Source organism: Flavicella sp., assembly GCF_029238425.1.
Classification (GTDB): domain Bacteria; phylum Bacteroidota; class Bacteroidia; order Flavobacteriales; family Flavobacteriaceae; genus Flavicella.
Genome location: NZ_JAQWGB010000027.1, coordinates 1 through 10,398 on the forward strand (window position 1 = coordinate 1; position 10,398 = coordinate 10,398).

Here is a 10,398-nt window from a genome sequence, read left to right on the forward strand (position 1 = left end):
GATGTTTGTGATGGTTTTGGAGGAGGATGGACCAAGGAAAAAATTTTAATGATTATGAAAGATTCTCGATTGGGCACCTATGGTACTGTTGGGGTTATTTTTATTCTTACATTGAAATTTCTAGCACTCAACGAAGTTCCAACTGAGTTTGTGGCACTAGCCATTATTTCAGGTCATAGCATCAGTAGATTCACAGCTACCACTTTGATATTCACACATCCCTATGTTCGAGAAACAGAGGATAGCAAAAGCAAACCTGCTGCTGATAAAATGTCTCTTAATTCTTTAATCACAAGTGCGTTTTTCGGATTACTGCCACTTATTTTTTTTCAAAATCATCTTATTTTTTTAGTGATTATTCCTTTAGGAATCACCAAATGGTGGCTCTCTAGGTTTTTCAAAAAATGGATTGGAGGTCAAACCGGAGATTGTGCCGGAGCATTACAACAATTATCTGAAGTAGTTTATTATCTATCCCTTATTGCATTATGGAAATATATTTGGTAAGACACACCACACCTTTGATAGAAAAAGGAATTTGTTACGGACAAACCGATTTAAACATCACAGATACTTTTGACAAAGAAGTATCTATGATATTAGACAAAATAAAACTAGACAAGGAGGTGCACATATTTTCAAGTCCTTTGAAACGTTGTGTATTGTTAGCCCAAAAATTTGATAAAAACATCACAATAGATAAAAGATTGATGGAATTAGATTTTGGAGATTGGGAAATGAAAGAATGGAATGACATTCCAGAAAAAGAAATGACTCCGTGGATGAAGGACTTTGTCAATATAAAAGTTCCCAATGGTGAATCTTATACGGACTTATCCAAAAGAGTGTTAGATTTTTTTGATGAAATAAAATCTCTCAACCAAAAACAAACAATCATCGTTTCGCACGGTGGTCCGATAAGAAGCTTATTAGCGCACTTGACCCACACAGAATTAAAAGATTCTTTTGATATAAAAATCATCTATGGTCAAGTCAGTAAAATAATTATTAATGAAACTGTACAAGTTCAAACATCCCTTTAAAATCATGAAAAAAGTATATACTCTATTTTTATTTATCGGTTTGTTCTTCTCTTGTACGGCCCCGCAAAAAAAGGATTCTGTTTCACCACATAAAACCTTAAAATACGCTAAAGGCTTCTCAATTACTCAAGAAAATGGCTTCCAAAAAATAACTATCAGCAATCCCTATAAAAATGCAGAAAAAAAATATGAATATCTGCTTGTTCCAAAGGAAAAAAAAGTTCCTAACACAAACAACAATACTCAAATCATAAGAACTCCAGTAGAAAAAATCATCGTAACCTCTACGTCACATATACCGCTTCTAGAATTGTTAGAAAAAGAAAACACTTTGGTAGGCTTTCCTAATACTAATTTTATTTCCTCTCCAAAAACAAGAAAACTTGTTGACCACAAACAAGTGAAAGAAATTGGAAAAGAAGAACATATCAACACAGAAATTTTATTAGACTTATCTCCTGAATTAGTGATGAGTTTTGCAGTTGACAAGCCAAATAAATCATTCACAACAATTCAAAAGATGGGAATCCCGATACTTTTGAACGGAGATTGGCTAGAAGAAACCCCACTAGGAAGAGCGGAGTGGATACATGTATTCGGGGCCATTTTTAACGAAACTAAAAAGGCAGATAGCATTTTCACTCATATTGAACAAGAATACTTGAAAGCAAAAAAAATAGCTAGTCATAAAGTAAAAACCAAACCTACTATTTTATCAGGTTCTATATTTCAAGATGTTTGGTACTTACCTGCTGGAGAAAGTTTTATTGCTACTTATTTTAAAGATGCTCAAATCAATTATTTATGGGAGAATACCAAGGGAACAGGCAGTTTATCTTTAAATTTTGAAAGTGTATTTGAAAAAGGACAACACGCAGATATCTGGATTGGCTGTAGTATGAATGAAACCAAAGAGCAATTATTAAACTCAAATCCACATTATGCTCAATTTGATGCTTTTAAAAATAATAATGTGTACACGTTCGCTAAATATAAAGGGGCTACAGGTGGAATGTTTTATTTTGAGTTAGGCCCTATCAGACCTGACTTATTACTAAAGGATATCATTAAAATTTCGCACCCAGAGTTGCTCCCTGAATACAAAACAGTATTCTTCTCTAAACTAGACAAATAACAACTTTTTTATTTAACATAAATTCAACATATATGCTTCACTGGTTGTCTTGTAGATCAATACAGAATAGCTATATTTGCATCACTTAAAAAAACATATTAAAATGAACAACGGATTATACGCTAAATTCAACACGAGCAAAGGTGCTATTTTGGTGAATTTAACATACGACAGAACACCTGGTACAGTTGGAAACTTTGTAGCTTTAGCTGAGGGAAATTTAGAAAACAATGTAAAACCTCAGGGAACCCCATACTATGATGGATTGAAGTTCCATAGAGTAATTGCTGATTTCATGATCCAAGGAGGATGTCCTCAAGGAACAGGTACAGGAAGTCCTGGATACAGTTTTGATGATGAATTTCATCCAGAATTAAAGCATGACAAGCCTGGTGTGCTTTCAATGGCAAACTCTGGTCCTGCTTCTAACGGAAGTCAATTCTTTATCACACATGTTGAAACTCCATGGTTAGATAACAAACATACTGTTTTTGGATTCGTAGTAGAAGGTCAAGATGTTGTGGATACAATTGCTCAAGAAGATGTTCTTGAAACTTTAGAGATCATCCGTGTAGGAGAAGATGCTGAGAACTTTAATGCAATTGAAGCTTTTAGAACTTTTGAAGGATCTAGAGAGGCTAGAATCGCTGAAGCAAATGCTAAACAAAAAGCAATTTTAGATGAAGTTTCTGCCGGATACGAAGAAACTGCTTCTGGATTGCGTTATAAAATATTAGAAAATGGAAATGGAGCTCAAGCAACTAAAGGAGCTGGAGTATCTGTTCACTATAAAGGTCAATTATTAGACGGAACTGTTTTCGATTCCTCTTACAAACGTAAGCAACCTATCGATTTCAACGTGGGTGTTGGTCAAGTTATCAAAGGATGGGATGAAGGAATTCAATTGTTAAAAGTAGGAGACAAAGCTCGTTTGGTGATTCCTTCTGATTTAGCATATGGTTCTGCTGGTGCTGGAGGAGTTATTCCAGGGGATGCGATCTTAATTTTTGATGTAGAATTAGTTGCTGTAAAGTAATTTCAATCTATAATTCATATAGAAAAGACCTGTTTTTAACAGGTCTTTTTTATTTTCAAATACAGTCGTTAAAAAAAATGCAAAAGTAGCTGTATCGCATGTTTCTCAGAGACAATTAGTTATAAAAAATCATTAAAAAAATGTGAATTTTATGCGCTAAAACCCTTGCCATAACAAAGAAACATACTATATTTGCAGAGCAATACCAAACGCGAAAGTAGCTCAGTTGGTAGAGCGTCAGCCTTCCAAGCTGAATGTCGCCGGTTCGAACCCGGTCTTTCGCTCAAAAGCCTCCTTTTTAAGGAGGCTTTTTTTATGCCATTCAATCTCAGTATACCCTAAAACAAAAAACCAGATAGTATTTGGGAAATTTCCTTTCTACTATCTGGTTTTTTAATTGTTGTATGTAATACAATTACATTTCGCTTAATGCAATACTACATTTTTATAAGAATTTCCATTCAAAGCCTCTTTCCAAGTTGTTCCTTTAGGTCTGATATTAATTCTTATCTCATGATTGCTTCCAGCTTTTGGAGCCTTCTGAAATTTGATAGAAATCACACCTTTATTAGTTCCTTTCTCAACTTGCATCACCTTTCCTCCTATCCATTTTCCATCTTCACGTAATTCAATAGCAACTTCTCTACCACTTTTGGCTGTATATTCTATTTCAAAATCCATTTTAATGGCTGCTGTAAAACCTTTATCAATATTTAATATTGTTACTGATTCTTCCTTTACAACATCCTTAGAGTCTATATCAGAGCTCCAAGACACCAATCCAACAGTCAACACTAACAATGTCACTAATCCTCTTAATTTAAATCCAATTGCTTTCATAATTCTAATCTATTTAATGGGTTATTATTTATGTTACAAGATTACTTATAACTAAAATACAAAAAGGCAATAAACAATCAAAGAAGGGAAACAAATGGTTTATTCAGCGCACAAATAGACAAAAACACAGAAAAATATAGACAAAAAAAAGTCTGCAATACATTGCAGACTTTTCTGTGACCGGGCTGGGGCTCGAACCCAGGACCCTCTCCTTAAAAGGGAGATGCTCTACCAACTGAGCTACCAGGTCATTGCTAAAAGCAAAAGAAATATTGTGGTGAGAGTAGGATTCGAACCTACGAAGCTTGCGCAGCAGATTTACAGTCTGCCCTCGTTGGCCACTTGAGTATCTCACCAATATTTCAATAAAAAGGAAAATTTAGTTAGACTAAATTAGTGACCGGGCTGGGGCTCGAACCCAGGACCCTCTCCTTAAAAGGGAGATGCTCTACCAACTGAGCTACCAGGTCATTATTTCCTTTGTTTTAGCGGGTGCAAATATAGAACCTTATTCCAATAAAACAAACATTTTTTTTAATTAATTTCATCTAAATATGCTTGTCGAACTTTCTTGAATAAATTAGAACTGTACACGAAATCTACAACCGATTCATTATCAGTTTTAAAGACATCTTTACTAGTTCCTTCCCATGCTTTCAAACCATTTTTTAAAAAAATAATTTTTTCTCCAATTTCCATCACAGAGTTCATATCATGCGTGTTTATTACCGTTGTGATTTTAAATTCAGCTGTAATTTCTTGAATTAAATTATCTATGACGATTGCTGTTTTAGGATCTAAGCCAGAATTTGGTTCATCACAAAACAAATATTTTGGATTCATCACAATAGCTCTTGCAATCGCAACACGTTTTTGCATTCCTCCTGAAAGTTCTGCAGGGAATTTTTTATTGGCATTCGTCAAGTTTACCCTTTTCAAAACTGTATTTACTCGATCCATCATTTCTGACATAGATCTATCTGTAAACATTTTCATCGGAAACATTACATTCTCTTCAACGGTCAAAGAATCAAACAAAGCACTCCCTTGGAATACCATTCCAATATCTTGACGCAATTGTCTTCTGCCGTCCTCGTCCAAATCTTTACTAATTTTCCCGTCGAATGCAATCGTTCCCTCCTCCGGATTATGTAAACCTAGGAGACTCTTTAAAAACACAGTTTTCCCGGATCCACTTTGACCAATGATCAAACTTGTTTTCCCTCGTTCAAATGTTGCATCAACACCTTTTAAAATAGTTGCATCACCAAAACTCTTTTGTATACCTTTTACTTCTATCATCTATCCTAAAAGTGTTTGCGTTAAAAAATAATTCATCAAAATAATAACTACACTAGTCCATACCACCGCTTGGGTACTTGCGCGCCCCACCTCTAAAGCTCCTCCTTTCACATAAAAACCATGATATGATGGAATCGTCGCAATCAAAAAGGCAAAAACAACAGATTTTATTAAGGCGTACTGAACTAAATAAGGATTAAAGTCTAACTGAATACCCCCTATATAATCTGCAGAATGAAATAAGCCTGTCAAAGAACCGGCTACCCAACCTCCAAAAATTCCTAAAAACATACCTACGATTACTATCAAAGGATAAAAAAACACAGTTGCCAATACTTTAGGTAATACTAAATAATTCAATGAATTGATTCCCATCACCTCCAGGGCATCTATTTGTTCTGTTACACGCATGGTACCAATACTAGAGGTTATAAATGAACCGACCTTACCGGCCAAAATAACCGAAGCAAAAGTTGGTGCAAACTCTAGTATCATGGATCGTTTGGTCGCAAAACCAATAAGATATTTAGGAATCAATGGACTATCTACATTTAGTGCCGTTTGTATCGCAACCACCCCTCCAACGAAAAATGAAATAAACGAAACAATCCCGATAGATTTCAAACCTAAATCTTCAATCTCTCTAAACAAAGCCTCTCGGAAAACATTCCACTTCTGTGGCTTTTTAAAAACCTCTTTAAGCATCATAAAATACTTACCGATATGTTCTATATAATTCATGTATTATTTTTTTGCTAAAGTATTAAATAATCAGAAACTATTTTGAATTAAAACAAGGAATAGAATCTCTAATTCTGTCCTGTAATGTAACATTAATTGACTAATTTTATGCCAAACAATAGGCCTTATGCGAAACGCAATTTTTTTATTCTTAGCAATTCAATTTTCTCTGACAACATCATTTGCCCAGAAAACTAAAAAAACCAAGCTAGTAGTTGGTGTTGTAGTAGATCAAATGCGTTATGATTATTTATATCGATTTGAAAATAAATATGGAAATGATGGTTTTAAAAGATTAATGAACAAAGGCTTTCATGTAGAAAACACGCACTATAACTATGTCCCAACATACACAGCTGTAGGACATGCTTCTATCTATACGGGGACCACTCCACAAAACCATGGTATCATCGGAAATGATTGGTATGATAAATTTCTAAAAAAAAGCATCTATTGTGTAGATGATTCAAATTATACTTCTGTGGGTACAAACACCAATTCAGGTCAAAAGTCGCCATACCGAATGCATACCACAACGGTAACGGATCAATTGAAACTCGCTCAAAATTTAAAAAACAAAACGATTAGTATTGCCATTAAGGATAGATCTTCCATATTACCAGCAGGACATACAGGAGACGGTGTATATTGGTTTGAAGGAGGTAAAAAATCTCAATGGATATCAAGTAGTTATTACACGAAAGTACTTCCTAAATGGGTACAAGAGTACAACAATGGAGGTTCTATTGACAAGTACTTAGAAAAGGATTGGAATACCTATTACCCTATCGAGACTTATACGGAAAGTATGGCAGATGATAATCCTTATGAAGGGACATTCAAAGGAGAAGAAAAACCGGTTTTCCCTCATAAACTTCCGGTCTTAAAAGCAAAAAATGGAGGTTCTAATATTTTGAAATCTACTCCTTTTGGAAATTCTTTGACAACAGATTTTGCTTTGGCTGCTATCAAAAATGAAAACTTAGGACAAACTGAAGGTACAACCGATTTTTTAACTATTAGTTATTCTAGTACAGATTATGTTGGTCATAAATACGGAGTGGATTCTAAAGAAATTGAAGATACTTATATACGAATGGATTTGGAAATAGAACGTCTCCTGACTTATTTGGATAAAACTATTGGTAAAAATAACTACACTCTGTTTTTAACCGCAGATCATGCTGTTGCACAAACTCCAAATTATTTAAAAACCTTAGGAATACCTAGTGGACATTTTGAAAGTTCTAAATTAAAATCTTTGGTAAAACAATTATCAATTGAGAATTATGGTTCTGACAACATAGTAGAAAACATTTCAAACTATCAGTTATTTTTCAACCAAGAGGAATTGAAACGTTTGAAATTATCCCTTATAGAATTACAAAACTTTTTTGCGAGAGAATTGCTAAACTTTAATCAAGTGTACAAAACAATTACCGCCCAAACCCTAGAAACAAGTGAGTTTCACAACGGAATTTATAGTTTGGTACAACAAGGATACAATCAAAAGTTATCAGGTGATGTGATATTAATACCAAATCCATCTGTACTCCAAGGTCATGATTCTTTTGGAACTACCCATGGTAGTGGATACAGTTATGATACTCATGTTCCTTTATTGTTTTTCGGAAATGGAATTCAGCCGGGATCTTCAGCAAAATATTACCCAATCATTGATATTGCACCTACCCTTTGCAACCTATTAGAAATTGAGTTTCCAAATGGCGTAACAGGGAAAGTAATAGAAGAGGCTTTAAAAAATTAAAATGCCCCTTCAGCATCCCAAGCTTCAAGGTAATCTTTGATAAACTTAATAAAAAGTCCACCCAAAGCGCCGTTGATAACTCTATGGTCATAAGAGTGTGATAAAAACATTTTTTGACGAATTGCAATCACATCCCCTTCTGGAGTTTCAAGTACTGCTGGCACTTTACGAATCGCTCCAATTGCTAAAATCGCTGCTTCTGGCTGGTTGATGATCGGTGTTCCGAATAAACTTCCAAAACCACCAACGTTTGTCACTGTATAAGTTCCTCCCTGAATCTCATCCGGTTTTAACTTATTGTTTTTCGCACGCAACGCAAGGTCATTTACAACTTTAGCCATTCCGATAAGGTTCAACTCATCTGCCTTATGAATTACAGGAACAATTAAATTTCCGTCACCTAAAGCTGCAGCAAGTCCAAGATTGATATCTTTTCTAATCGCTACTTTTTTATCTCCATCGAATGATAAGTTCACCAATGGGTATTCTTTAATCGCAGCAGCAACTGCCATCATGAATACTGGAGTATAGGTAAGCTTTTCTCCTTCTCTTTTCAGAAAAGCATCTTTGTTATGAGATCTCCATGTAACTAGATTAGTAACATCAACCTCTATAAAAGACTGTACATGAGCCGATTTTTGAACTGAATGAATCATATGATCAGAAATCATTTTCCCCATTCTACTCAACTCTATCAATTCGTCTTCACCATTTAATGACAATGGTACAACTGTTTGAGTTTTAGAAGCGGTTGGAGCAGTCTCTGTCTTTTTCTCTACAACACGAGTTTCTAAATATTCTAAAATATCAGATTTAGTCACTCTTCCTTCCAATCCAGAACCTGGTATTTTATCCAATTCTGCTTGAGAAATTCCTTCCTCATTGGCTATATTTCTAACCAAAGGAGAATAAAACCTATCTGAAGTAACAACTTTTGATACAGCTGTTTTTGAAACAACTGCTTTTTCAATTTCTTTTTCAACTTGCTGTGCTGCTTTTGACACTGTCGTATCAATATTTTCCAAAGCAATATCGTCAGCGGAATTTTCAAGTTCACCTTCGACTTCAATAATAGCCAAAGTTTCACCAACTTTTACTACCGCGTCTTTATCATGTAAAATTTGAACCAAGGTCCCTGAAACTTCACAAGGAACATCTGAATCTACTTTATCAGTAGCGATCTCTACCACAGACTCGTCTGCTTCAATTATATCTCCTACTTCTTTCAACCAACCTGTAACTGTTGCCTCTGCAACACTTTCACCCATTTTTGGTAGTTTCAATTCAAATTTAGCCATAGTAACAATTTATCAAGAACTTAAAAGTCCTTTGTATTCAATAGTTGAACCGCCATATGATGGGCTAAGTTCATTATTTTAATGCTTCGCAAATTTAGTAAAAATATAGACAACAATCTTATGTTATCTCCTAAGAAGAAAGTGACTTTATATGTGAATGTTTTGTTTTAAAATCTCCCGTAATATTTTAAAAACATTAATTATTTATAATAGCATAGATATTCAATGAATTAGCAACCAGCAACCAGAGAAAATAGGGAACTATTAAAAGACTAAAATATTTCATTTTTCTTAAATAAAAGAACATGAAATATCCTACAAATACTGTCAGCGATATCAAAATAATTGCTGCAACAAACATTTGATGTTGATTGAAAAACACCCAGTTCCAAGATATATTTAACAGCCATTGCACAAAAAACAATTTCCAAACTTTTATTACTTGAGCTTTTTCTAACAAAACCGCCATATAAAAAGAAAAGCAAATCATTATAGTAGACCATGCTGCACCAAAAACCCATCCCGGAGGAGTCCAAGGAGCTTTGTTCATGCTTACATACCAATCGCTTGTTGGTCCAGAATTCATAAGCCAAGTACCGATGCCTAAAGCACTAAAATTCAAAACAAAAAACAAGAATATTCTTAAAAACGTTTTCATTAAAATTTATATTTTAATCCATAATTTATCACTGTTCAACACATAACTTCCTATAAAATCAAAGTTACACTCCTTTGGTGATAAAATAGACAAAAAACTCTCTCCTTTTTTATTTTTGTACAAATGATAGTTATCCCCTACTATTGGTTCAAAATTAAACTTAGCATTATATAGCATTTGATTGTCAGAAAAACTTTGCTTGAATTCCCTTAACATTTCGTCTAATTCTTTATACTTAGCTTTTAACTGAGCATTTGCTGTCTGTAAATTATTCTGTTTCCATGAAACTGTATTCGGAATCGATATAGAAGGAGCCGAAACATTTGTCCCATACTCCTTATAAGAAGCATCATACTTCCCTGTTTCATCATTATAGACTACATTATCTGGTATTGATTTTTTCATAATTGATAGGTCTCAATTTGCTTAAGTACAGCCTGTGCCTCTACAACTTTCTTATCACTCTCAGTTCTATTAATTTTTGACAGTTCAAAAGATTCACGAAGTAATTTTTCATAGGACTCCTGTAACAATTCTAATTTTGATTTTCTCTTAAATAACCCAAACATATTTTAAA

General features: G+C 34.2%; 12 protein-coding genes and 4 tRNA genes. 6 read left to right on the plus strand and 10 right to left on the minus strand.

Going from position 1 to position 10,398, the window contains the following annotated elements:
* The 5 genes from P8H68_RS01715 to P8H68_RS01735 all read left to right on the plus strand — a co-directional run.
* The coding region (locus P8H68_RS01715) for an adenosylcobinamide-GDP ribazoletransferase (protein ID WP_300320832.1) at positions 1–507 on the plus strand (507 nt) is incomplete at its 5' end.
* The gene (cobC, locus tag P8H68_RS01720) at positions 489–1,043 is read left to right on the plus strand and encodes an alpha-ribazole phosphatase (RefSeq protein ID WP_300320835.1); all 555 of its coding nucleotides are present in this window, start codon (positions 489–491) and stop codon (positions 1,041–1,043) included. The genes P8H68_RS01715 and cobC, both read left to right, overlap by 19 nt.
* A complete protein-coding gene (locus tag P8H68_RS01725; protein ID WP_300320837.1) occupies positions 1,012–2,178 on the plus strand; it encodes an ABC transporter substrate-binding protein in 1,167 nt (388 codons plus the stop codon). Before cobC ends, P8H68_RS01725 begins: the two co-directional genes overlap by 32 nt.
* Positions 2,179–2,281: 103 nt before the next feature.
* Positions 2,282–3,214: a peptidylprolyl isomerase gene (locus P8H68_RS01730; RefSeq protein WP_300320838.1), complete on the plus strand. Its 933-nt coding sequence runs from the start codon at positions 2,282–2,284 to the stop codon at positions 3,212–3,214.
* A gap of 211 nt (positions 3,215–3,425) precedes the next feature.
* Positions 3,426–3,498: transfer RNA gene (locus tag P8H68_RS01735), tRNA-Gly, on the plus strand.
* A 142-nt stretch (positions 3,499–3,640) separates the two neighbouring features.
* On the opposite strand, the gene P8H68_RS01740 is transcribed toward P8H68_RS01735, so the two are convergent.
* From P8H68_RS01740 to P8H68_RS01765, 6 genes are all read right to left on the minus strand, one after another.
* Positions 3,641–4,054, minus strand: a complete 414-nt coding sequence (locus tag P8H68_RS01740) for a hypothetical protein (protein WP_300320841.1) — start codon at positions 4,052–4,054, stop codon at positions 3,641–3,643.
* A 177-nt stretch (positions 4,055–4,231) separates the two neighbouring features.
* Positions 4,232–4,304, minus strand: a tRNA-Lys gene (locus P8H68_RS01745).
* A gap of 25 nt (positions 4,305–4,329) precedes the next feature.
* Positions 4,330–4,410 (minus strand) — tRNA-Tyr (locus tag P8H68_RS01750).
* A gap of 41 nt (positions 4,411–4,451) precedes the next feature.
* Positions 4,452–4,524: transfer RNA gene (locus P8H68_RS01755), tRNA-Lys, on the minus strand.
* 64 nt (positions 4,525–4,588) lie between these two features.
* The gene (locus tag P8H68_RS01760; protein WP_300320844.1) at positions 4,589–5,356 is read right to left on the minus strand and encodes an ATP-binding cassette domain-containing protein; all 768 of its coding nucleotides are present in this window, start codon (positions 5,354–5,356) and stop codon (positions 4,589–4,591) included.
* Positions 5,357–6,097: an ABC transporter permease gene (locus P8H68_RS01765; protein WP_300320846.1), complete on the minus strand. Its 741-nt coding sequence runs from the start codon at positions 6,095–6,097 to the stop codon at positions 5,357–5,359. It abuts the gene before it with no gap.
* Positions 6,098–6,224: 127 nt separating this feature from the next.
* Here P8H68_RS01765 and pafA point away from each other — a divergent pair, with 127 nt between their 5' ends.
* A complete protein-coding gene (gene pafA / locus P8H68_RS01770) occupies positions 6,225–7,865 on the plus strand; it encodes an alkaline phosphatase PafA (protein WP_300320848.1) in 1,641 nt (546 codons plus the stop codon).
* On the opposite strand, the gene P8H68_RS01775 is transcribed toward pafA, so the two are convergent.
* The 4 genes from P8H68_RS01775 to P8H68_RS01790 form a co-directional block, all read right to left on the minus strand.
* Positions 7,862–9,163, minus strand: a complete 1,302-nt coding sequence (locus P8H68_RS01775) for a dihydrolipoamide acetyltransferase family protein (RefSeq protein ID WP_300320849.1) — start codon at positions 9,161–9,163, stop codon at positions 7,862–7,864. The two genes, pafA and P8H68_RS01775, sit on opposite strands and share 4 nt — an antisense overlap.
* 196 nt (positions 9,164–9,359) lie before the next feature.
* Positions 9,360–9,821, minus strand: a complete 462-nt coding sequence (locus tag P8H68_RS01780) for a TspO/MBR family protein (RefSeq protein WP_300320852.1) — start codon at positions 9,819–9,821, stop codon at positions 9,360–9,362.
* A 6-nt stretch (positions 9,822–9,827) separates the two neighbouring features.
* A complete protein-coding gene (locus P8H68_RS01785) occupies positions 9,828–10,226 on the minus strand; it encodes a DUF2452 domain-containing protein (RefSeq protein WP_300320854.1) in 399 nt (132 codons plus the stop codon).
* Positions 10,223–10,390 (minus strand): Lacal_2735 family protein, encoded by a 168-nt coding sequence (locus P8H68_RS01790; protein WP_300320855.1) that lies wholly within the window; start codon positions 10,388–10,390, stop codon positions 10,223–10,225. Before P8H68_RS01790 ends, P8H68_RS01785 begins: the two co-directional genes overlap by 4 nt.
* Positions 10,391–10,398 lie beyond the last annotated feature (8 nt).

What these genes read in the sequence shown, in the direction of transcription:
- cobC (WP_300320835.1), top strand. Translation starts at nt 489, where the DNA reads ATGGAAATATATTTGGTAAGACACACCACACCTTTGATAGAAAAAGGA.
- P8H68_RS01725 (WP_300320837.1), top strand. Translation starts at nt 1,012, where the DNA reads ATGAAACTGTACAAGTTCAAACATCCCTTTAAAATCATGAAAAAAGTA.
- P8H68_RS01730 (WP_300320838.1), top strand. Translation starts at nt 2,282, where the DNA reads ATGAACAACGGATTATACGCTAAATTCAACACGAGCAAAGGTGCTATT.
- P8H68_RS01740 (WP_300320841.1), bottom strand. Translation starts at nt 4,054, where the DNA reads ATGAAAGCAATTGGATTTAAATTAAGAGGATTAGTGACATTGTTAGTG.
- P8H68_RS01760 (WP_300320844.1), bottom strand. Translation starts at nt 5,356, where the DNA reads ATGATAGAAGTAAAAGGTATACAAAAGAGTTTTGGTGATGCAACTATT.
- P8H68_RS01765 (WP_300320846.1), bottom strand. Translation starts at nt 6,097, where the DNA reads ATGAATTATATAGAACATATCGGTAAGTATTTTATGATGCTTAAAGAG.
- pafA (WP_300320848.1), top strand. Translation starts at nt 6,225, where the DNA reads ATGCGAAACGCAATTTTTTTATTCTTAGCAATTCAATTTTCTCTGACA.
- P8H68_RS01775 (WP_300320849.1), bottom strand. Translation starts at nt 9,163, where the DNA reads ATGGCTAAATTTGAATTGAAACTACCAAAAATGGGTGAAAGTGTTGCA.
- P8H68_RS01780 (WP_300320852.1), bottom strand. Translation starts at nt 9,821, where the DNA reads ATGAAAACGTTTTTAAGAATATTCTTGTTTTTTGTTTTGAATTTTAGT.
- P8H68_RS01785 (WP_300320854.1), bottom strand. Translation starts at nt 10,226, where the DNA reads ATGAAAAAATCAATACCAGATAATGTAGTCTATAATGATGAAACAGGG.
- P8H68_RS01790 (WP_300320855.1), bottom strand. Translation starts at nt 10,390, where the DNA reads ATGTTTGGGTTATTTAAGAGAAAATCAAAATTAGAATTGTTACAGGAG.